Source organism: Fictibacillus solisalsi, from assembly GCF_900103485.1.
Classification (GTDB): domain Bacteria; phylum Bacillota; class Bacilli; order Bacillales; family Fictibacillaceae; genus Fictibacillus_C; species Fictibacillus_C solisalsi.
In genome coordinates this window covers 3,115,667-3,137,025 of the sequence record NZ_FNHW01000001.1, presented here as the reverse complement: position 1 = coordinate 3,137,025, position 21,359 = coordinate 3,115,667, and the positions used below count along the sequence as shown (strand labels likewise).

The window sequence follows — 21,359 nt, the reverse complement described above, 5'->3', positions numbered from 1 at the left end:
ATAAGTTAATAATAAGGAGTCGGGTAAAGATGGGAAAAAACGATAATGGGCGGTTGGGTAAGTGGGCATTAACATTAGGAGATTTTGTTTTAATGCATGCAAGTTTCCTTTTCACGCTAAAACTTCAAGGTTCGAGATTTGATGAGTCTTTCCTGATTTACTTTGTGTCACTGGCAGGGATATTAACCTTTTATTTGTTTGATTTGTACAGTGATTATAGGAGAAAAAGAATTAAGCACCTGTTGTACCCATTAATGATTTCCCTTTTTATTTTTCATGTTTTTTTACAAGTAATCGGGTCTTTTGAAAAGAGTGTTCTCTTTTTGCAGAACCATGAGCTTCTTTTGGTTGCCTTTGTGGTTCAATGTATTGTAATTACTGCATTTCGTCTCTCCGTCTGGTATATGGCTCTGCTGATAACTGGTAAGAAGAATGTGTTGATAATTGCTAAGGATGAAAATGAAAGCATTCATTTAGCCAATAAATTTCTGAATCATACTAAGGGATGGTTTAACTTGGCGGGCTATCTTTCAGTTGATCATATCGAGAATTTGGAGAAGCACCTGCGCCATATTGATTCGGTCGTGATTGGGACCGGGCTCGAAAAGTCCACAACCGATGACATTATGAGTTTATGTACAGAAAAGGGAAAGGAGATTTTGATTGTCCCTGAGATGTATGAGCTATTTCTCTCCGTTGCTCAAACTCAGCAGATTGATGATATGCTCGTTTTTTCCATTCAACCACCCAAGATGAGCAAAAGTTCACAGTTGGCTAAAAGGATTTTCGATATAGCAGTTGCTTTAACAATTCTTATCCTGACCAGTCCGGTCTTCTTGTTGTTTTTTATTCTAATACCTGTCACATCCAAGGGTCCGGCATTCTACAAACAAGAGCGTGTAGGATTCAAGGGGCAACGATACAATATTTACAAATTTAGAAGTATGAAACAGGACGCGGAAAAACTAACAGGTCCAACCCTGGCGACAGACCACGATCCGAGAATTACCAAGGTAGGACATTTGCTCCGTGCAACAAGAATAGACGAACTGCCTCAAATTATTAATGTTCTAAAAGGGGAGATGAGCATTGTCGGTCCGAGACCGGAGCGGGAGTTCTTTATTCACCAGTTCACTCGGCAGGTTCCAAATTATTTATATCGATTAACAGTTAAACCGGGGATTACCGGTTTGGCACAAGTCCTGGGAAGTTACACAACAACGGTTGAAGATAAACTCCGTTATGATCTTATGTATGTACGAAATTATTCTTTAACCATGGATATAAAGATCCTGCTTCAAACCATACGTGTAGTGCTGCAACGGGAACAGGCCCAAGGTGTAAAGACTGAACAGCCTAAACACCAGCTCAGAATGTTAGGGACCAAATGATCGTAGGTTAAACGGAGAAGAAGGTGTAGAAATCATGGGGGCTGAAAGATATAAATTACAATTAGTCCAAAGCTTTAGAGCGATCGCAATTATTATTGTTATGTTGGGCCATGCAAACCACATGTTTTACCAACGATTTCAGTATGACTGGTTTCATATCAGCCAATGGAATCGTATGGGGGGCGTGGACTTCTTTTTTGTTGTAACTGGTTTTATGATCTCTTATTTGTACAGCACAAAAGCGGGTTCCCTAACCTCAGCAAAGCAATTCCTCGTCAAACGATGGATGCGGATATATCCACTGTACTTTTTATTTACTGTTGCAGCCATTGCCATTTTATTTATACTGCCAATGCAGGATGAGAGTCATAAAAGGGACATGGCAGTCATTTTTAAATCGCTCTTTCTCCTTCCAGTTGACCCTGTTCTTACTGTGACATGGTCTCTGCAGTATATTATGGTTTTTTATCTTGTTTTTGCAGGGTTCTTAATATGGCCGAAACTATTCAAGTATATCCTGGCAGGCTGGGCTGTAATTTTGCTTAGTGCACAGATGGGTTTAATTCCTGGCAAAAATACATTTCTATTAAACTTTAGTAATTTAGAGATTCTTGCTGGCTGTTTTATCTCTTATTTGGTGCTTCATGTAAAATTTAGTAGTGGTTTGTTTTGGATGTTATCAGGTTTAGCTGGATATTATCTCGTTTGGTCAAACAATCTCTTTCATGTCGTATCCATTTACGAACCTTATTTTTATTTCTTCTTTTCTTTTATGATGATGCTGGGTATCACGATAGTGGATTTAAAGAAACAAACTAAGGTGCCAGCATTTTTATCTTTTTTAGGAGATGCCTCTTACTCTATTTACATTGCCCATGGGCCATTTATCCAATTCTATTTGTACGTGTTTATATTTATTAACGTGCCAAATATCTTTGGTAACTTTATATCTTTGCTTCTTCTTCTCTTCTGTACAGTAGCATCTTGCCTATTGGTTTATCTATTTATTGAAAGGCCGCTGATCCGACAAGTTAAGAGATTCCTGAATACGCGGCCTCAAATCAAAAAAAGAGAATATAAGATTTCTATGCATACAATATTTTCATCAATGAAGGAAGGTGATGGTTTGATCGGCGAACGTGTGAAAAAATACCGCATGAAGAGTAAAATGTCAATTAATCAATTAGCAGAGAAAACTGGCATAGCTAAATCCTATTTAAGTTCTATAGAGCAAAATGCCAAATCAAATCCGTCTATCTTAATATTGCATAAAATTGCACATACTCTTAAAATCCCTGCCTATGCGCTAATGCATCCAGATACACAGGACCAAATCGATGATGAATGGATTTCCCTCATCAATAAAGCGATAGAAATTGGGTTAACAAAAGAGCAATTTGAAGAGTATTTAGAATGGGAACGAAAGAAAACGTTAAATCCAGAGTTTTAGATTCTGGATTTTTTTGCTTTCTATAAATTTTTTCTTGCAATTCTGACAATTTCCGTTATACTAAATGTAACCGATTACATTTTATAACTAGCAGAAATCATTTCAGGAGTATAGGGGATGCACCAATGGTAAAAATGAGCGATGTGGCAGAGAAGGCGAATGTTTCTAAAGCGACGGTTTCGCGGGTTTTGCGGAATCCGGAAACGGTGAAAAAGACAACGCGGGATAAGGTGCTGGCGATTATTGAGCAGCTGAATTACCAGCCGAATATTTTGGCGCGGCATTTTCGACGCAGTGAAACCAACACCATCCTTGTTGTCATACCGAACATCCTGAATACGGTGTTTTCCCATATTCTTGGCGGTATTGAGCATGAAGCCGGGAAGCACGGGTACCGCGTGTTGCTCGCCAACACGAACAGGCAGGTGGAAAAGGAGTATGAATTCCTTGATCATCTGAAGCAGCGCCAGGTGGATGGTATGATTCTGCTGTCGGCGAGGATGGACAAAAGTGTGCTGTATGACGTGATGAAACAGTATCCTGTGGTTCTCACTGCCGACTATCTCGAAGGGATCCCCATTCCGACCGTTACCATTGATAATGTAAGCAGTGGCCGGACGGCAACCGAGCATCTTATCAAGCTGGGGCACTCCCGGATCGCCCATATCACCGGTCCGCTTCATCTGCTGGTCAGTCAGGACCGCCTGAAAGGTTACCGCCAGGCGCTGTTGCAAAATGACCTGGATGTGGACAACATCCTGATTCAGGAGGGCGATTTTACTCATGAATCAGGGTACAACCAGATGACCAAGCTGCTGGCGCTGGAACATCCGCCAACTGCGGTGTTTTCGGCCAACGATGAAATGGCGACAGGCATTATTAAAGCGGCGAAAGACCATGGGCTTTCGGTACCGGAAGATTTGGCGGTAGTCGGATTTGATAACGTCAAGCTTTCCGCCATCTATGATCCTGGCATCACAACCATTGCCCAGCCGATGTTTGAAATGGGGAACAAGGCGATGGAGATTTTGCTTCACCAGATCAACGGAGATGACAGCTGCAAAAAGCAATATGTGCTGCAAAATGAACTCGTGATTCGAGAGTCTTGTGGAGCAAAGCGGAAAAACAATAGTTAGTCATGTAATGGGTTACATTTTACAGACGTATGAACCCTTAATTTATAAGGGTTAGCAACAACGAAAAATGAAACCGATTACATTTATAAAATATGAGCTATATAAAAAAGGAGAGGTTGTTATGCCCAAACGCATTCCTGTTGCGCTGCAGATGTTCTCGCTGCGCAATGAAACAGAAAAAGATTTTGTCGGAACGCTGAAAAAGGTAGCAGATATCGGCTATGAAGGCGTAGAGTTTGCCGGATATGGGGGGCTTCAGGCTACTGAATTGAAGAAGGTCCTGGATGACCTTGGATTAAAAGCTGCATCCAGCCATGTGCCATTGACGACATTGGAATCTGAACTGAGCTCTGTTATTGAGTATCAGCATGCGATTGGCAACAAGCACATTGTCTGTCCGTTCCTGCCCCCTGAGCGAAGAAGCGAACAGGATTATCGCGAGCTGGTTTCCATTCTGAATTCTGTGGGTGAAACCTGTCACAAGGAAGGCTTGTCCTTCGCGTACCATAACCATGATTTTGAACTTCAGCCGTTGTCTGACGGGCGTAAGCCGCTTGAACTGCTGCTCGAGGAAACCAATCACGACTGGGTAAAAGCAGAGTTTGATGTGTACTGGCTGACGAAAGCGGGAGAAGAACCTGTGAAGTGGCTTGAAAAGTATCAAGGACGCACACCGCTTGTTCACTTGAAGGACATGACCACAGACGGTGAGAAATTCTTTGCGGAGCTTGGCACCGGCGGTGTGGATCTTTCTGCGATTTTAAATAAAGGAGATGCTTCCCAGGTCGAATGGTGGGTCGTCGAACAGGACCAAAGCCGCCGCACACCGCTTGAAAGTATCGAAATCAGTTTTCAATACCTCACCAAGAACTACATAACGGCTTAAACCTATTTAAAAACAAGAAAAGAGGGGATTGCTGTGAAAAGAGTCGTGTTGATGTTAAGTCTTGTGGCAGCACTGTTGTTATCAGCATGTGGGTTAAATGGCGGCGGATCGAAGGAATCATCTGCCGATGGTTCAGGCTCCAAGGGGAAAAAGACGCTGGAGTTGTGGCAGATTGATCCGGGTGAAAAAGAGAAAGTGTATAAGGAAGCAGTTGCACGCTTTGAGAAAAAGCATCCAGATGTAAAGGTGAAATTCCTTACGATTCCGAACGACGCTTACAAGCAAAAGCTTTCTGTTGCAATGTCCGGCAACCGTGCGCCTGACGTGTTTACCAGCTGGGGCGGCGGCTGGCTCAAAAACTTTGTGGACCAGGATAAGGTGCTTGATATTACAGCTGATACCGATAAAGAGCATTTCAACAAATTGGCGCTCGACAATTCAACGTATGACAACAAAATATACGGATTGCCGCTGGGCTTATCCGTCGACGTGATCTTTTACAACAAAGAAATTTTCAAGAAATACGGGTTAACCCCTCCGAAAACCTATGATGAGTGGCTGAAAGTCAACGATACACTGAATAAGAATGACATTATTCCTCTTGCGCTGGCTAACAAGACGAAATGGCCAGGTGCTTATTATTTCATGAACTTCGCGAGCCGTGTTGGCGGAACGGACTTGTTTGACAGTGCGTTACACCGTACGGGCAAAACCTTTGATGATCCTGCGTATGTGAAGGCAGGAGAGCTGATACAGGAAATGGTGAAGAAGAAAGCCTTTAACTCTGGCTTTAACGGCATCCCCTATGATGAAGGTCAAAGTCGCCAGCTCATGTATTCGGGCAAAGCCGCTATGATGGATATGAGTCTTGCATTTGTAAACAACATGAAAGAAGAAGCGCCTGATTTTGCGAGCAAGCTTGATTTCTTCATCTTCCCGACTGTTAAAGGCGGCAAAGGTGACCAAACAAACCTTGGCGCATCTGCAAGTCCGGTTTGGTCTGTAGCGAAAAACAGCAAAAACCAGAAGCTGGCCACTGAGCTTGCCAAAGAGATGACTAGTACGGAAACCGCAAAAGCCTATGTGGAGCGTACAGGATCCTTAACTTCAGTGGATGGCGTGGCTCCGAAAGATGAAATGGGCAAACGCTTCTATGAAGCTGTAAGTAATGCGACACACCTTCAAATGCCTTACGACCAGACCCTTCCTCCAGAGCTTGCAGAGCTTCATAAAGACACTACACAAGCGGTGTTCGGTCTCGACATGACACCGCAGGAAGCAGCGAAAAAGATGGAGCAAAAAGCGAAGCAAGACCTGAAGAAGGAGTAAATGGCGGAGGATCAAAGGGGCAAAGAGCCCCTTTGATTCTTCCTTCATAAACGTGAGGAGGGATGACGTGGAAACGCAATTAAAAGGAGTACGAACGGCAACACCCGTGGCGCAAACAGCAACACGGCCAAAGAAGAAGTCATTGAACAAATTCATTACGATCAGCTTATTTCTGGCCCCGGCCATCATTGTTTATATCCTTTATGTGCTGTACCCGATCTTTACGACGCTGCTCTACAGCTTTTACAAGTGGGACGGGGTGGGCGCCGGTGAGTATGTTGGCCTGCAGAACTATATTAACCTGCTGAGTGACAACGTGTTTTGGACATCGCTTACGAACAACACGTGGGTGATCCTGACGTCGATCTTTGTGCAGATCCCGCTCGGTCTGATCATGGCACTCATGCTCCTGGCACCGATTCGCGGCATCCGGCTGTTCAGCGGAATTTACTTTTTTCCGTTCCTGATATCTACTGTGGCAGTCGGTTTGCTATGGGTATTGATGCTCGATCCATTAAACGGGATCATTAACCAGCTTGTGAGTTTGTTTGGCTTTGAAAATGTGGAATGGCTGAGCCAGACCCACACGGCCATGTTTGCGGTTTTACTCGTTATCGTCTGGCAGTTTTCGCCGTTTTACATGATTCTCTTTAAGGCAGCGATCGTCGGTATTCCGGAAGAGCTGTATGAAGCGGCGGAGATCGACGGGGCGAGCGCGTTCACAAAGTTTTTTCGCATCACCTTGCCGCTCTTGATGCCAACGATTGTGAGTTCATCCATCCTCGCGATTGTCGGATCGCTGAAGGCGTTTGATATTTTCTACGTCATGACCGGCGGAGGGCCGAACCACAGTACGGAGCTTCTCGGAACGTACATGTTCAAACAGGCGTTCGTGAATTTTAACATGGGCTACGCCAGTGCCATCGCGTTTGTCATGTTCTTCCTGGCCATGATTGTGACCATCATCATTCAGGCGCTTGATTATTACCGGAAAAAGAAAGGAGCCTATGTATGAATGTAGCGATTAAAAAAGTCCCTTTGTATGTGATTGCCCTTATTCTGCTTGTGTTCACAGGCTATCCTTTTCTTTACATGATTTCCACCAGTTTAAAAAGCCGTACGCAGTTCTTTGAAAAGCCGTATTCCCTTTTTTCATCCTTTACGTTGGAAAACTTCAAAAGTGTGTTTGAAATGGGACTGTCCCGTTACTTTTTCAACAGTATTCTTGTATCGGTCATTGCTGTGTTTGCCGTTATGCTGATTGCAGCACTGGCCAGCTATCCGCTGAGCCGGATGAAATTCAAGCTGAACCGTGTGGTATTCCTGCTTTTTATTGCAGGTATGATGCTTCCGATTCACGCCACCTTGATCCCGGTCTTCAAGCTTTCCCAAAGCATGGGATTGTATGACACCGTTTGGGCGCTGCTTGGACCGTATATCGCATTCAGTTTGCCGATTTCGATCTTTATTTTGACGCAGTTCATGCAGGAGATTCCGGCTTCACTGGAGGAAGCGGCGAAGATTGATGGCTGCAACCATTTCGGCATTTTCTGGCGCGTCATTCTGCCGATGCTGACTCCGGCGCTGATGACCGTTCTAATTTATAACTTTATCCATCTATGGAACGAATTTATCTTTGCTCTCGTGCTCATTTCAAGTCCTGAAAACATGACCTTGCCGCTTGGATTGCAGGATTTTAAAGGCGAATTTTCCGTCAACATACCGGGCTTGATGGCCGCATTGACCCTCGCCAGCCTGCCGATTCTTGTTGTCTATATTTTCTCGCAGGAAAAAGTGGTCAAGGGACTTGCCGGCGGAGCAGTAAAAGAGTAATAGACAGGAGAGAGATGCCTTGAAAAAGATCAACATAGGACTGATTGGCTGCGGTGTCATCAGTGATATTTACTTAAAAAACTGCAATAGTTACGAGCATTTGGAAGTAATGGCAGTGTCGGATCTGGATCAGAAGCGGGCAGAGGAGAAGGCTCAGCAGTACAGCATTCCGTCTGTGCTGACAGTGGATGAACTGATCCATCATGAGGATATTGATATTGTACTGAATTTGACACCTCCGGGTGGTCATTATGCGCTTTGCCTGCAGGCGCTGAACGCCGGTAAGCATGTGTATGTGGAAAAGCCACTTTCAGTTTCTGTTCCGGAGGCTCAGGAATTAATTGATACGGCAAAAGAAAAGGGACTCTTGATCGGTGCTGCACCGGATACATTCCTGGGAGCGGGACTTCAGACATGCCGTGCCTTGATTGAGGACGGAGCGATCGGCCAGCCGGTTGCAGCGACAGCTTTCATGATGTCGCGGGGACCGGAGCAATGGCATCCGAGCCCGGCGTTCTTTTACCAGGCGGGCGGCGGCCCGATGTATGATATGGGCCCTTACTATCTGACCGCCTTTATTTCCCTGCTCGGACCGGTGAAACGCGTGACCGCTTCAGCGGGCATGCCGTTTTTGGAGCGTACGATTATGTCAGGAGAAGATGCAGGCAAGAAGATTCCTGTTCATACACCGACTCACATTTCAGGTAATGTGGAGTTTGAAAGCGGAGCCGTCGGCACGATTATCACAAGCTTTGACGTGCAGGCGAGCAAACTTCCTTTTATCGAGATTTATGGTACGGAAGGAACGATCTCTGTACCAGATCCAAACACATTCGGCGGTCCTGTCGTGCTGAAGCAAAAGGGATCGGATGAGTGGGTGGAGCAAGAGCTCGTGTCCGACACAGTTGAAAATTCAAGAGGAATCGGAATCGCCGATATGGCAGAAGCCATTTTGGAAAACCGGCCGCACCGTGCTTCTGGTGAGCAGGCGTTTCATGTGCTGGAAATCATGCACGGATTCCACGAGGCGGCATCCCTTGGCAAGCATTATGACATGCAGAGCACCTACAACCGCCCTGCAGGCGTAAATGAAACGTTAGTAACAGGAGGGAACCAATAGATGAGTACATTGCGAGTTGGAGTAATCGGCTGCGGCAGTATCGCAAGAAAACGCCACCTGCCGGAATATGAAGCAAATGAAAACGTAGAGATTGTAGCAGTTTGTGACCTTCTCCCGGAACGGGTGCAGGAAACCGCTGAGCAGTATGGAGCTGCCAGCTATACCGAGTATGAGGAGTTGTTGAAAAATCCGGATGTCGAGGCAGTCAGCGTTTGCCTGCCCAACTACCTTCACGCTCCTGTAACCATTGCGGCATTAAATGCTGGCAAGCACGTGCTTTGTGAGAAGCCAATGGCTACATCGAAGGAAGAAGCTGAAGCGATGAACAAAGCGGCTCAGGAAAGCGGAAAAACATTGATGATCGCTCATAACCAGCGCTTTGTTGCCGCTCACCAAAAGGCGAAGCAGCTGATCGACAGCGGCGAGCTTGGTAAAATCTACAGCTTCCGCACCACTTTCGGGCATCCCGGACCAGAGCGGTGGAGCATCGACGGCCGCAACAGCTGGTTCTTCGACAAAGAAAAGGCTTTTATCGGCGCGATGGGTGACCTTGGCGTACATAAAACCGACCTCATGCGCTATCTCCTCGGTGAAATCACCGAAGTTGGCTCGTTCATCGATACGAGCGCAAAGGAAAACACTGAAGTGGATGACAACGCGGTCTGCATTTTAAAGACCGAAAAAGGCGTTATCGGTACCCTGGCTGCCAGCTGGTCCTATGTTTCCGGCGGCGACAACTCAACCGTTATATACGGTGAGAAAGGTATTCTCCGGTTGGAGGATGATCCGAATTATTCATTAGTCGCTCAATACAAAACCGGTGAAACCGTCAACTATGAGCTTGAAAGAATCCAGTCCAACGATAAAGGCGGCCAAACAAAGTCCCATGTGATTGACCACTTCACAGACGCTGTCCTGAATGGGAAAACTCCGCTTATTACGGGTGAAGAAGGCATGAAGTCCCTGGATGTCATCCTCGCTGCCATCGAGTCGAACGAGATGAAACAGATTGTGAAGGTTGGGGTGAGTGAGGGGAAAGCCGTCATTCATTAACAGAATAGTTATGATAAAGAGATGACCTCGGTATGTTCCGTGGTCATCTTTGTTTTTAGGGAAGGAACTGATGCTATAATGGATCTCAAAGTAGAGGGAGGGAAAGTAAATTGCCATATGAAGTTGTACATACCAACGTTTTTTCATTAGAAGAAGGTGGAGGAAATCCTTGTCCTGTGGTTTTGAATGCCGATGGTTTAACAACAGAGGAAATGCAAAGGATGACAAAGAATTATGGCCATGAAACAGCCTTTGTGTTAAAACCCACTCATTCCGATTGTGGTGTGAAATTTCGTTTCTTTGTTCCATTACATGAGATGGAGATGTGCATTCATGCGACAATTGGAAGCACTACCGTTCTTGTGAAGCGGGGATTGATTAAACATTCACCGATTCTAGTGGAGACCCTGCTAGGACCTGTTCAAGTGGAATGGGAAATAAAAGGATCGGATGTAAATGTTACGGTTGAACAATTCTCCCCTGAATTTAAGGATGAAAATCCTTCATTGGAAGAAGTATGTAAAGCATTAGGTATCGGCAGGAATGACATCCATCACTTTCCTGTTCAATCTGTTTCTGCGTCTCGTTATAAATTAATTATTCCATTAAAAAGTGTTGAAACACTTAATCGTCTTACACCTGATTATGAATACCTTTGGAAATTATGTGATGAATACAATACGACCGGATTTTACCCTTTTGCGATTGAACAGAAAAGCGGGCAGAGTGTACAAGCGCGTCAATTTCCCAAAAGAGCAGGGTACAACGAGGATCCAGCAACCGGTGTAGCTGCGTGTGCCTTAGGTGCCTATTTAACCGAACATAACGTATTTTCATCTTTAACGGATGGCTGGAACAGTTATCGAGTGATCCAGGGAGTTGCTATGGGGCGGCCAAGTATGATTGTTTCTGAAACATATAGCAAAGAAAGTAAGGTGATCCGCACCCGGATTACAGGAAACGCACTAGAAACACGCTAAGTGTTTTAGTGCGCGAGGCTTTATAAGGTATATTGAAAGGCCTTTACTACAATGCCATCGTCAAGCGGAGAAAAGTCAAGTTGAGGTAACCGTTTGAAACCCATCCGCTCATAAAGCTTAACCGCACTCTTCATAAAATCTGCCGTATGGAGACCGACCGCAGGATATCCTTTAGCCTTTGTTCTTACAATACATTCTTCAACGAGCGCTTTTCCGATTCCCCACTTACGGAAAGAAGGATCCACCACCAGCATTCTTATTTCTGGAAAAGATGAAATCCCAGTCAATCCATCGTAGGCATCGGTCTCAGGCGGGAAGACTACGATACTTCCGGCAATCTCTCCGTCCCATTCTGCGACCAAATACTCCACTTCTTCCTCCGTGCTCACATCAGCAGAAATGGCCTTTAATAATACCTGCAAATGCGCTGCGGGTACATCTTGTTCATACTGTGAATAGGCTTTGATCCTTTGTTCTTGAAGGAATTCAAATTCATATTCCTTTGCCGTTCGAACGACTAACATGTACAACCCTCCTGAAAATTAGTGTACATACATCTTACAATAGTTTAGAAGGTGATTGTTATTTAATACTAGCAACATCGTTTCGTCATCCTTTTCTTTTTTTAAAATGATAGGTTTGGTGAATAAAGCTGCCAAAACGGTCAGTAAATCCACAAAACCAACCTTCCCCTCCATAAGAAAAACTGCTAACGTGTAAGCAAGCCAATTACTACGCAAAAAGGAGGACGTTTATTGAACCTGCAATCTCAACATCGGTCCCCTCTGATTTCCCTGTATGAAAGCAAGCACAACGAAAAAGACGTGGTCCAGCCCCATCACCATCAAAACCATCAGATTCTCTACATACTGGATGGGGAAGGGATCTGCATGCTCAATGGGGTGCAGCAAGCGCTCAAAAAGGATTGTTTTATGATTATTCCGCCCGGAGTGGAGCACTCGATCCATTCCCATTCGAAAACAAGTGTGCTTGTTCTCGAGTTTGATGCAGGCAGTCTCGGTGAGGACATTCAGCAGGAGGTCATTCCTTATGTTTTTCAAAAAGCATGTGTGCTGCAGCTGAATACATTCGACAGCAGTGATGTCCGCCAGCTCCTGCGGAAAAAGCTGTATGAACAATCCCACCGTGATCTTTTTTGGCAAATGACACTAAAAAACTCGTTGAGCGAGATGCTCATCATCATTTCCCGCTCCTATACCCAGGAGGCGGCCGATCTGAATTCGCTGAGGGTGGAGCAGCTGAAACGGTACATCGAAACCCGGTACTTTGATATTCGGAGTGCAGAGGATTTGGCGAACCGGCTTGGCATCAGCAAACGTTACCTTCAACAAATCTTCAAAGAATACTACAACATGACCCCCCTTCACTATTTAACCGAAGTCCGCATTGGGCGGGTAAAGAAAGAGCTGCTTGAAACAGAAAAAGACATTGTATCGATTTGTTTTGAGATGGGCTTTGAATCGCTTTCGACATTTTACCGGCTGTTTAAAAAAATGGTTGGTGTCTCTCCAAATGTCTACCGAACGACGTACAAATCAAAATGAGTTCCGAAATTGAGAATTTCATTCGCTATCTAGTAAGACAGGAGGAGTTTGTGCCTTTAAACTGACGATAAATCAGTGAGGAGGTTAGAGCCATGACGACACATAATACAGGTGTCATTTTAAACGGAGTAACAGGAAGAATGGGAACCCGCCAGCACTTGATCCGTTCCATTCTGGCCATTCGGGAACAAGGCGGTGTACAGCTGAATAACGGTGATGTGGTAATGCCGGATCCAATATTGGTGGGGCGAAATGAAAAAAAGCTGGCAGCTCTGGCCGAAGCTCATTCGCTCGGCAGATGGACGACCGATCTTTCAGAAGCGCTTCAAGACGAGTACAACGTGATCTATTTTGATTCCCAAACGACCGACCTTCGGCAGGAAGCGATTAAACAGGCGATTGCTGCCGGAAAACACATCTATTGTGAAAAGCCGACAGCCACCTCGATGGAGGGCTCACTTCAGCTGGCGAGATTGGCAGAGGGGGCTCACGTCAAAAACGGTGTGGTGCAGGACAAATTATTCCTTCCAGGCATTATGAAACTCAAACGGCTGCTGAATGCCAACTTTTTTGGTGAGATTCTCTCAGTGCGTATGGAGTTTGGCTACTGGGTGTTTGAGGGAGACTGGCAAGAATGCCAGCGGCCGTCCTGGAACTATAAGAAGGAGCTTGGCGGAGGGATTATCGTGGATATGTTCCCTCACTGGCGCTATGTGCTGGATGACCTGTTTGGCGGGATAAAAGCCGTGTCGGCCATGGCTTCGACACACATTGGGACCCGGGTGGATGAGGAAGGGAATACATACAATGCCACAGCGGATGATGCAGCATACGCCACCTTTGAGCTGGAAAACGGCGTGATTGCGAGCGTCAATTCTTCTTGGGCTGTACGGGTCAACCGGGATGATCTCATGACCATTCAAGTGGACGGAACAGAAGGAAGTGCGGTGGCAGGGCTTCGCAAGTGCAAAGCACAGCACCGGATCAATACGCCAAAACCGGTATGGAACCCGGATCTTGAGAATACCATCGATTTTCAAAGCCAGTGGAGCGAGGTTCCGGATAATCAGATTTTTGACAACGCTTTCAAGTTGCAGTGGGAGTTGTTTTTCAAGCATGTCTTCCAGGATGATCCGTTCCCGTGGAATCTTTTAGAGGGAGCAAAAGGTACGCAGCTTGCCGATCTCGGGTTGCGGTCGGCCAAAGAACGCCGCTGGCTTGAGGTGCCGGAATTGACCACAGCAGGGAGGGTGAAGGATGAGCGCTATTTATCTTCCAGCACCTGATGGCACCGCGTTCCACTATCATCTTACAAATCATGAACCACTGACAAAGCAGGCGCCAAACCCATTTCATTCCCGAACTGCGTATGCTGCAGCCCATGTGGTGGCTAATCCTTTTTCACAAGGGAAAAAGGATGGTATCGACTGGGAGCTGACCCTGCACTATCGGCGCCATTTATGGTCGCTTGGCTTGTCGGTGGCGGAAGCCATGGATACCGCGCAGCGCGGCATGGGCCTTGCGTGGGAAGACGCAAAGGAACTCATCTCCCGCTCTGTAAAAGAGGCAAAGGCGGTTGGCGGAGGGATTGCCTGTGGCGCCGGGACCGATCATCTTCGTGATGGTGAGCACTTTTCGCTTGAAGCGATTTGTGAAGCGTACGAGGAACAGGTTGCTCATATTGAACAGGCGGGGAGCAAGGTGATTCTCATGGCCAGCCGCGCGCTTGCTTCCTCTGCCCGGTCTCCTGAAGACTATGAATATGTGTACGGAAGAATCCTGAACCAGGTTTCAAAGCCGGTCATCCTCCACTGGCTGGGAGATATGTTTGATCCGAAGCTTGCCGGCTACTGGGGATCAAACGATCTCGATGGCGCGATGGAAAATTGCCTGAAGATCATCCGAAACTATGAAAATAAAATTGACGGAATCAAGATCTCATTGCTTGATGACCAAAAGGAAATCAAAATGCGCCGGCTGCTGCCAGCTGCGGTGAAAATGTATACGGGTGATGATTTTAATTATCCCTCTCTGATTGAAGGAGACGATGTTGGCTATAGTCACGCGCTGCTTGGTATTTTTGACGGAATTGCGGCTGTTGCTTCCTCCGCTCTGGGGGATTTGGACCGTGGAAACCTGGCGGGCTACCGAAAGAAGATGAATGCCACCGTACCCCTTTCCCGTCATATTTTCCAAGAACCGACGTACTGTTACAAAACCGGCATTGTGTTCCTGGCTTATCTAAATGGACATCAGCCTCATTTCCGAATGGTGGCTGGTGCGGAAAGTGCGCGTTCCATTCTGCATCTCTCTCAAGTGTTCCAGCTCGCAGACCAGGCAAACGTGCTCGCTGATCCGGAGCTCGCCATCGAACGAATGAAGCCCGTGCTTGAACTGGCCGGTGTTCATCAGATGGAGGCGGTCAAATGAGCGGAAGTGTGGATGTAAAAAGGCTCAGCTTAAACCAGATCACGACGGAAAACTGGTCATTGCCTGAGGCGATTGAAGGGTGCCAGATGCAAGAGATTGAAACGATTTCAGTGTGGCGGCACAAAATCGCTGATATCGGTTTGAAGGAAAGCAGTCGGTTGATCCGGGAATCCGGCCTGAACGTGTCCAGTGTATGCAGGGGCGGGATGTTTCCTGCCCTGTCGAAATCAGAACGTGGTGAACGGCTTGAAGACAACAAACGGGCAGTTGTAGAAGCGGCAGAGCTCGGGACTGAGGTGCTTGTCCTCGTTTGCGGTCCTTCTCCTCATAAAGATCTTTCAGAAAGCCGCAAATGGGTGCAGGAAGGAATAGAAGCGATCCTGCCGTTTGCACAGCAGCATGGAGTAAAACTTGGCATCGAGCCTCTGCACCCAATGTTTGCGGCGGACCGGTCGGTGATCACTACACTTGCTGAGGCGAACGACCTGAAAAGAAGAATCGGATCAGATCAGGTTGGCGTAATTGTGGATGTTTTCCATGTCTGGTGGGATCCATATTTATATGAAGAAATCGACCGTGCCCGCGGGAACATTCTTGGATTTCATGTTTCCGACTGGAAGGTGCCGATTACCGATCTGTTCATGGGCCGTTCATTGATGGGAGAAGGAGTAATTGATATCCCGCGAATCCGTAAGGCGGTCGAACAGAACGGCTACCACGGGCCGATTGAGGTTGAAATCATGAACAAGGAACTGTGGGAGATGCCTGGTGATGAAAACCTCGCATTGATCAAAAAGGCATTTGCCGACCACGTTTAACTCTTTTCAACAATTTATAGCAACATCTGTCATCAATCCCGGTAAATGAAGCAACATGAACAAAGCATACTGATTCCCGGCCTTTTATCATAAGAGGAAGGAGAATCGATACAGGGAGTGATTTCATGAAATTGGCGTTTACCACGCTTGGATGCCCGGACTGGAGCCTGGAGACGATGATTTCCCGTGCCGTTAAGTACGGTTATAAGGGAATCGACTTTCGCGGGTATCTGGGGCAAATGGAAATCTACCGTTTGCCTGAGTTTTCGACAAAGCTGGAAGAAACAAGGGGCAGGTTCAGGGAAGCAACACTTGAGATTCCCTGCTTTTCCAGTTCGGTTCGTTTATTTACCGAATCAACGGAGCAACGTGGGGAGTACCTTGCAGAGTTGGAACAGTATGCCGATCTCTGTGAGTACTTTCAAACTCCTTTTATCCGAGTGTTCGGAGGCTCGATTGGGGAACGTGATAGAGAGGAAGCGGCAGCCATTGCCACTCGGAATACGGCAGAGTATTTGAAGGTCATCGAAGGTCGGCCCGTCACTCTGCTGCTCGAAACACACGATGACTGGACGAGTTGCCGGGCGGTTTGGGAGCTGCTCAGCCGGGTGAATTCTCCTCAGCTGGAGGTTCTATGGGATGTCCACCATCCGTACCGGACGATTGGGGAGGAACCCGAGCAAACCTGGAATGTACTCGGGAACCGGATCAGGTACACCCATTGGAAGGATTCCTATAATAAAAAAGAGCACAAGAGAGGGTACCAGCTTTGTCTGCTTGGTGAGGGAGATATCCCGCTTTACCGGATGTATCGTTTGCTGAAGGATCAAGGCTACGTGGGGTACTTTACGCTGGAATGGGAGAAGGTCTGGTGCCCTGAAATTGAAGAGCCAGAAATCGCGTTTAAGCAATATGCCCATTTTATGAAGCAGTTGGAACAGCAGGTCTCCTCTGGTCCAACCATGAAATTCTGACATCGGGAGGAAGCTATGGTCAATTTTGCGATTGCAGGATGCGGAAGGGTAGCGGCCGTTCATGCGGAAGCGATTCAAAAAGCGCAAGGAGCTAAGCTTCTTGCCGTTTGTGATACCAGCGAGGAACGTCTTTATCCTTTTGCACAAAAATATGGAGCGGAGTCCGCCTTTACTGACTTCACAGCAATAATCAATGATCCCGATCTCGATGTGGTCAATATTTGCACACCAAACGCCCTCCACGCGGAAATGGCCATCAAAGCGATGGAAAAGGGCAAGCATGTCATGATCGAAAAACCGATGGCATTATCGGTTAGTGATGCGGACCGGATCATCGAGACGGCTAAAAGACACCATGTCAAAGCGACCGTTGTTCACCAAAACCGGTTTAATGAAGCGGTACAAACGACAAGAAAGGCTCTGGAGCAAGGCAAGTTCGGAAAAATGGCCTATGGTACGGCAAATATCCGCTGGCGTCGGGGCCAGGAATATTACAATCAGGATCCCTGGCGTGGAACGGCCGCTATGAAGGACGGCGTTTTGATGAACCAGTGCATCCATACCATTGACCTGCTGATTTGGCTGATGGGACCTGTAAAAAGCGTAATGGGAAAAACGGCAACACGCACCGTGGATATTGAAATGGAAGATGTTGGTGCTGCTATTCTTGAATTCCAGAATGGATCCATCGGCGTGGTAGAAGGAACAGGCGCCATTTATCCCGCCGATCTCGGAGCGAGTCTGAATCTGTTCGGAGAAAGCGGTACCGTCTGCATTGGTGGTAACGCGGCCAACCAGATTGAAAAGTGGCGTTTCTCCACCTCTTTTCACGAGGAGGAAGCCAAGATCGTTTCCGATCAAAGCAACCTTCCGGACTCGGTTTACGGCGAAGGCCACAAGACCATCGTCACCGACTTCATCCAGGCCATTGAAACGGACTCTGCACCCTATGTCTCACTCGAAGCCGGCCGCGCTGCTATCCAAGTCATTCTGGCAATCTACGAATCTTCCAAAACAGGAAAAGCGGTTGACCTGCAAGAGACTAAGAAAAACACACTCTTGTCCGGCTGAGGATACTTGCTTGTAGCAAGCAGGACAGTAAGACCCAGAAGGCGCTTGCGCCCGCCCTCCGAAAGTAGGCGTTTACGCCGGTAAAAGGAAGCGGCCTGGAACGGAAATCAACACTTACAAGAACAACGATAGCCATAACATAAAGACCACAAGGAGGCTGCGACAAATGGAAAACGTAAGGCTTGGAATCATTGGCGCGGGAAACATGGGGGGAGCGCACGCGCGCTATCTTCTAAACGGAGAAATCAACGGAGCCATTCTTACCGCCGTCCTCGATTCGAACGAAGAACGGGCTGAGGCACTAAGAAAAGAACTGGGAAGCAACGTACAGATATTCACCGGCGAGGATTCATTCTTCGAGTCCGGTCTGGTCGATGCGGTGCTGATCGCAACGCCCCACTACTTTCACTCCCCACTCGCCATCAAAGCATTTGACCATGGGCTGCATGTGCTCTGTGAAAAGCCGGCAGGCGTGTACACCAAACAGGTCCGTGAAATGAACGAAGCCGCTGAACGAAGCGGAAAAGTGTTTTCCATGATGTACAACCAGCGAACCAATCCGCTGTACCAGAAGCTCCGGAACCTCATCCAAACGGGAGAACTTGGAGAAATCCGCCGCGTGAACTGGCTGATCACCAACTGGTACCGGTCGCAAAGCTATTACGATTCAGGCGGCTGGAGAGCCACATGGGAGGGAGAAGGCGGTGGTGTGCTGATCAATCAGTGTCCGCACCAGCTCGATCTGTGGCAATGGATGACCGGAATGATGCCCAGGCGCATGCGTGCGTTTTGTTATTTTGGCAAACACAGGGAGATCGAAGTGGAGGACGATGTCACCGCCTTTGCCGAGTATGACAATGGTGCGACCGCTGTCTTTGTTACGACGACAGGAGAAGCCCCGGGAACGAACCGGCTGGAGATTGCCGGGAGCCGGGGGAAGGTGGTCGTTGAGAATGGAAAGCTTGATTTCTGGAGGCTGCGTGTTTCCGAGCCGGAGTTTAACCGTGAATACAAAGGCGGCTTCGGAGCTCCGGAATGCTGGAAGGTCCAGGTGCCGATTGAAGGCAAGGAAACAGCACACCGCGGCATCACCCAGAACTTTGTGGACGCCATCCTGAAGGGAACTCCGCTTATTGCACCGGGGGTCGAAGGAATCAAGGGGCTTGAGCTGTCCAATGCCATGCATCTTTCCACATGGCTGGATGACTGGGTGGAGTTCCCGGTAAATGAGGATCTCTATCTGAAACACTTGGAGGAAAAAGCGGCACAATCCAACGTGAAAAAAGATAAAAACAGCGTTGTGCTGGATGTTGGCGGCACGTACTGATAAAGGAGCGGACACATGAGCAAACAAGACGGTATGAACTATGCCCCAAAAGGAAAACCAAACCGGGTGGTGGCAGAGGGTGACTTTGTCATCGCAGCGGTCGCTCTGGATCATGGCCATATTTACGGCATGTGCAATGGGTTGATCGAAGCCGGCGCCACCCTTAAATGGGTGTATGATCCCGATCCGGCAAAAACCGATCAGTTCAAGAATGCTTTTCCTGAGGTCCGGGTTGCTTCCTCCGAGGAAGAAGTGCTGAATGATCCGGACGTAAAACTTGTGGCCGGTGCGGCAATCCCCTCCAAGCGTTGTGAACTGGGCTTGCGGGTGATGGACCGCCAAAAGGACTATTTTACAGACAAAACCCCCTTTACCACGCTGGAACAGCTGGAGCAGGCGAGGCAAAAGGCTGCAGAAACCGGACAAAAGTACATGGTGTATTACAGCGAGAGGCTGCATGTGGAATCGGCAGTGTTTGCCGGGCAGCTCATCGATGAGGGCGCGATCGGGAGGGTGATCCAAGTGACAGGATTTGGCCCCCACCGATTGTCAGCGTCCTCCAGACCGGACTGGTTTTTTAAAAAGGAAACGTATGGCGGGATTCTTTGTGATATCGGCAGCCATCAGATCGAGCAGTTTCTTTTTTATACAAGGTCAAAGGATGCCAAGGTTCTCTCAAGCAAGGTTGCGAACTACAGCAGCAAGGATTACCCTGAGCTCGAGGACTACGGTGACGCCACGCTTGTCAGCGATAACGGGGCAACCCAATACTTTCGGGTCGACTGGCTGACGCCGGACGGACTCCGCACATGGGGAGACGGCAGAACGTTTATCCTTGGAACGGAAGGCTATATTGAAATCCGCAAATATATCAATGTGGCGAGTGAAGACAGCGGGGATCACCTGTATTTGGTAAATGGTGAAGGCGAACAGCACTTTCATCTCACAGGCAAAGTCGGCTTTCCATTTTTTGGCCAGCTGATCCTGGACTGCTTGAACCGCACGGAAAAAGCGATGACCCAGGAACATGCCTTTAAAGCTGCGGAATTGTGCCTGATTGCCCAGGAGAACGCAATCAGAGTGGAATAGAAAAAATTCAAAGATGGGCGGGCTGAAAACATGAAGTTTTCTGTGTTTACTGTAATGGCACCGGACGCAACACCTGAGCAGTTACTAGGCTATCTGAAGGAGTATGGATACGAAGGAGTGGAATGGCGGTTTAAAGAAACGCCTCAGGAACTGAAAAAGGAAGAGCCGAGCTTTTGGGGCAATAACCTGTGCACCATCACACCAGATATCACCGATGAAGAGATTAGGCATTTGTCGGCTGTAACGGAAGAAAACGGTATTGAAGTGACGAGTGTGACGCCTTACCTTTCATGTGGGGATTTGGCGGCAACGGAAAATGTGCTGCGGGTGGCCCAATCACTAGGTGCCTCAAAGGTACGCCTTGGTGTTCCCAGGTATGACCGAAGCCGAAACTACAATGATTTATATAAGGAAGCGGTAGCCTATTTAAAGGAAGCTGAGGAAATGTGCAGGCAATACGGCGTTAAGGGACTGGTGGAGACACATCACCAGACAATTGCTCCTAGCGCCGGCCTGGCCCATCGTTTGGTTTCTTCCTTTAACCCCGACCATATCGGTGTACTATACGATCCGGGCAACATGGTGCATGAGGGATTTGAAAACTGCCGGATGGGAATGGAGCTTCTCGGACCTTACCTCGCTCACGTTCATGCGAAAAATGCCATCTGGAAACAAAGCGAACAGGCAGAGGACGGGAGTGTACAGTGGAAAGCCCAATGGGCTTTGCTGGAAAAGGGAATTGTGGACTGGAAGCAGGTGATCGGGGACTTAAAAGCGGTTGGCTATGACGGGTATATTGGCATCGAGGACTTCAGCCAGGCGCTGTCGACGAAGGAATCCCTGAAGCATCATGTTCAGTCGCTGAAAAAACTGTTGAATGAAACACTGGCTGTATAAGGAGGAGAAG

The 21,359-nt window shown here is 47.5% G+C and carries 20 protein-coding genes; 19 read left to right on the top strand and 1 reads right to left on the bottom strand.

Features of this window, described 5'->3' with window-relative positions; all coding sequences use genetic code 11:
- Nucleotides 1-29: 29 nt before the first annotated feature.
- The 10 genes from BLT53_RS15835 to BLT53_RS15790 all read left to right on the top strand — a co-directional run bounded on the left by BLT53_RS15835 (nucleotide 30) and on the right by BLT53_RS15790 (nucleotide 11,178).
- The gene (locus BLT53_RS15835; protein WP_090236164.1) at nucleotides 30-1,391 is read left to right on the top strand and encodes a sugar transferase; all 1,362 of its coding nucleotides are present in this window, start codon (nucleotides 30-32) and stop codon (nucleotides 1,389-1,391) included.
- Between the two features lie 34 nt (nucleotides 1,392-1,425).
- On the top strand, nucleotides 1,426-2,841 hold the full coding sequence (locus tag BLT53_RS15830; protein ID WP_090236163.1) for an acyltransferase family protein: 1,416 nt from the start codon (nucleotides 1,426-1,428) through the stop codon (nucleotides 2,839-2,841).
- A 125-nt stretch (nucleotides 2,842-2,966) separates the two neighbouring features.
- On the top strand, nucleotides 2,967-3,977 hold the full coding sequence (locus BLT53_RS15825; RefSeq protein WP_090236162.1) for a LacI family DNA-binding transcriptional regulator: 1,011 nt from the start codon (nucleotides 2,967-2,969) through the stop codon (nucleotides 3,975-3,977).
- A 121-nt stretch (nucleotides 3,978-4,098) separates the two neighbouring features.
- The gene (locus tag BLT53_RS15820; protein WP_090236160.1) at nucleotides 4,099-4,863 is read left to right on the top strand and encodes a sugar phosphate isomerase/epimerase family protein; all 765 of its coding nucleotides are present in this window, start codon (nucleotides 4,099-4,101) and stop codon (nucleotides 4,861-4,863) included.
- Nucleotides 4,864-4,896: 33 nt separating this feature from the next.
- Nucleotides 4,897-6,192 (top strand): extracellular solute-binding protein, encoded by a 1,296-nt coding sequence (locus tag BLT53_RS15815; protein WP_090236159.1) that lies wholly within the window; start codon nucleotides 4,897-4,899, stop codon nucleotides 6,190-6,192.
- A gap of 67 nt (nucleotides 6,193-6,259) precedes the next feature.
- The gene (locus tag BLT53_RS15810; protein ID WP_090236157.1) at nucleotides 6,260-7,207 is read left to right on the top strand and encodes a carbohydrate ABC transporter permease; all 948 of its coding nucleotides are present in this window, start codon (nucleotides 6,260-6,262) and stop codon (nucleotides 7,205-7,207) included.
- Complete coding sequence (locus BLT53_RS15805; RefSeq protein ID WP_090236155.1) at nucleotides 7,204-8,025, top strand: carbohydrate ABC transporter permease; 822 nt, start codon at nucleotides 7,204-7,206, stop codon at nucleotides 8,023-8,025. The genes BLT53_RS15810 and BLT53_RS15805 overlap by 4 nt, the downstream gene beginning before the upstream one ends.
- Nucleotides 8,026-8,044: 19 nt before the next feature.
- Nucleotides 8,045-9,145 (top strand): Gfo/Idh/MocA family protein, encoded by a 1,101-nt coding sequence (locus BLT53_RS15800; RefSeq protein WP_090236154.1) that lies wholly within the window; start codon nucleotides 8,045-8,047, stop codon nucleotides 9,143-9,145.
- A complete protein-coding gene (locus tag BLT53_RS15795) occupies nucleotides 9,146-10,198 on the top strand; it encodes a Gfo/Idh/MocA family protein (protein ID WP_090236153.1) in 1,053 nt (350 codons plus the stop codon). It abuts the gene before it with no gap.
- 110 nt (nucleotides 10,199-10,308) lie between these two features.
- Nucleotides 10,309-11,178: a PhzF family phenazine biosynthesis protein gene (locus BLT53_RS15790; RefSeq protein ID WP_090236151.1), complete on the top strand. Its 870-nt coding sequence runs from the start codon at nucleotides 10,309-10,311 to the stop codon at nucleotides 11,176-11,178.
- A gap of 20 nt (nucleotides 11,179-11,198) precedes the next feature.
- On the opposite strand, the gene BLT53_RS15785 is transcribed toward BLT53_RS15790, so the two are convergent.
- Entirely contained in the window at nucleotides 11,199-11,702 is a 504-nt protein-coding gene (locus tag BLT53_RS15785; RefSeq protein WP_090236149.1) for a GNAT family N-acetyltransferase, read from the bottom strand.
- Between the two features lie 231 nt (nucleotides 11,703-11,933).
- On the opposite strand from BLT53_RS15785, the gene BLT53_RS15780 reads away from it, so the two are divergent.
- The 9 genes from BLT53_RS15780 to BLT53_RS15740 all read left to right on the top strand — a co-directional run bounded on the left by BLT53_RS15780 (nucleotide 11,934) and on the right by BLT53_RS15740 (nucleotide 21,349).
- Complete coding sequence (locus BLT53_RS15780) at nucleotides 11,934-12,743, top strand: helix-turn-helix domain-containing protein (protein ID WP_244520432.1); 810 nt, start codon at nucleotides 11,934-11,936, stop codon at nucleotides 12,741-12,743.
- Nucleotides 12,744-12,835: 92 nt separating this feature from the next.
- Nucleotides 12,836-14,029: a Gfo/Idh/MocA family protein gene (locus tag BLT53_RS15775; protein ID WP_090236148.1), complete on the top strand. Its 1,194-nt coding sequence runs from the start codon at nucleotides 12,836-12,838 to the stop codon at nucleotides 14,027-14,029.
- Nucleotides 14,001-15,173, top strand: coding sequence for a dihydrodipicolinate synthase family protein (locus BLT53_RS15770; protein WP_090236146.1), 1,173 nt, complete (start codon nucleotides 14,001-14,003; stop codon nucleotides 15,171-15,173). The genes BLT53_RS15775 and BLT53_RS15770 overlap by 29 nt, the downstream gene beginning before the upstream one ends.
- Nucleotides 15,170-15,991, top strand: coding sequence for a sugar phosphate isomerase/epimerase family protein (locus BLT53_RS15765; RefSeq protein WP_090236145.1), 822 nt, complete (start codon nucleotides 15,170-15,172; stop codon nucleotides 15,989-15,991). Before BLT53_RS15770 ends, BLT53_RS15765 begins: the two co-directional genes overlap by 4 nt.
- Nucleotides 15,992-16,116: 125 nt before the next feature.
- Complete coding sequence (locus tag BLT53_RS15760) at nucleotides 16,117-16,965, top strand: sugar phosphate isomerase/epimerase family protein (RefSeq protein WP_090236143.1); 849 nt, start codon at nucleotides 16,117-16,119, stop codon at nucleotides 16,963-16,965.
- 15 nt (nucleotides 16,966-16,980) lie between these two features.
- Nucleotides 16,981-18,036, top strand: a complete 1,056-nt coding sequence (locus BLT53_RS15755; RefSeq protein WP_090236142.1) for a Gfo/Idh/MocA family protein — start codon at nucleotides 16,981-16,983, stop codon at nucleotides 18,034-18,036.
- Between the two features lie 166 nt (nucleotides 18,037-18,202).
- Nucleotides 18,203-19,363, top strand: a complete 1,161-nt coding sequence (locus BLT53_RS15750; RefSeq protein ID WP_090236140.1) for a Gfo/Idh/MocA family protein — start codon at nucleotides 18,203-18,205, stop codon at nucleotides 19,361-19,363.
- Nucleotides 19,364-19,378: 15 nt separating this feature from the next.
- The gene (locus BLT53_RS15745; RefSeq protein ID WP_090236139.1) at nucleotides 19,379-20,452 is read left to right on the top strand and encodes a Gfo/Idh/MocA family protein; all 1,074 of its coding nucleotides are present in this window, start codon (nucleotides 19,379-19,381) and stop codon (nucleotides 20,450-20,452) included.
- A gap of 30 nt (nucleotides 20,453-20,482) precedes the next feature.
- Nucleotides 20,483-21,349: a sugar phosphate isomerase/epimerase family protein gene (locus BLT53_RS15740; RefSeq protein ID WP_090236137.1), complete on the top strand. Its 867-nt coding sequence runs from the start codon at nucleotides 20,483-20,485 to the stop codon at nucleotides 21,347-21,349.
- Nucleotides 21,350-21,359 lie beyond the last annotated feature (10 nt).

Coding starts and splice junctions, on each gene's coding strand:
- BLT53_RS15835 (WP_090236164.1), top strand. CDS start 30: ATGGGAAAAAACGATAATGGGCGGTTGGGTAAGTGGGCATTAACATTA.
- BLT53_RS15830 (WP_090236163.1), top strand. CDS start 1,426: ATGGGGGCTGAAAGATATAAATTACAATTAGTCCAAAGCTTTAGAGCG.
- BLT53_RS15825 (WP_090236162.1), top strand. CDS start 2,967: ATGGTAAAAATGAGCGATGTGGCAGAGAAGGCGAATGTTTCTAAAGCG.
- BLT53_RS15820 (WP_090236160.1), top strand. CDS start 4,099: ATGCCCAAACGCATTCCTGTTGCGCTGCAGATGTTCTCGCTGCGCAAT.
- BLT53_RS15805 (WP_090236155.1), top strand. CDS start 7,204: ATGAATGTAGCGATTAAAAAAGTCCCTTTGTATGTGATTGCCCTTATT.
- BLT53_RS15795 (WP_090236153.1), top strand. CDS start 9,146: ATGAGTACATTGCGAGTTGGAGTAATCGGCTGCGGCAGTATCGCAAGA.
- BLT53_RS15785 (WP_090236149.1), bottom strand. CDS start 11,702: ATGTTAGTCGTTCGAACGGCAAAGGAATATGAATTTGAATTCCTTCAA.
- BLT53_RS15775 (WP_090236148.1), top strand. CDS start 12,836: ATGACGACACATAATACAGGTGTCATTTTAAACGGAGTAACAGGAAGA.
- BLT53_RS15770 (WP_090236146.1), top strand. CDS start 14,001: ATGAGCGCTATTTATCTTCCAGCACCTGATGGCACCGCGTTCCACTAT.
- BLT53_RS15765 (WP_090236145.1), top strand. CDS start 15,170: ATGAGCGGAAGTGTGGATGTAAAAAGGCTCAGCTTAAACCAGATCACG.
- BLT53_RS15760 (WP_090236143.1), top strand. CDS start 16,117: ATGAAATTGGCGTTTACCACGCTTGGATGCCCGGACTGGAGCCTGGAG.
- BLT53_RS15755 (WP_090236142.1), top strand. CDS start 16,981: ATGGTCAATTTTGCGATTGCAGGATGCGGAAGGGTAGCGGCCGTTCAT.
- BLT53_RS15750 (WP_090236140.1), top strand. CDS start 18,203: ATGGAAAACGTAAGGCTTGGAATCATTGGCGCGGGAAACATGGGGGGA.
- BLT53_RS15745 (WP_090236139.1), top strand. CDS start 19,379: ATGAGCAAACAAGACGGTATGAACTATGCCCCAAAAGGAAAACCAAAC.
- BLT53_RS15740 (WP_090236137.1), top strand. CDS start 20,483: ATGAAGTTTTCTGTGTTTACTGTAATGGCACCGGACGCAACACCTGAG.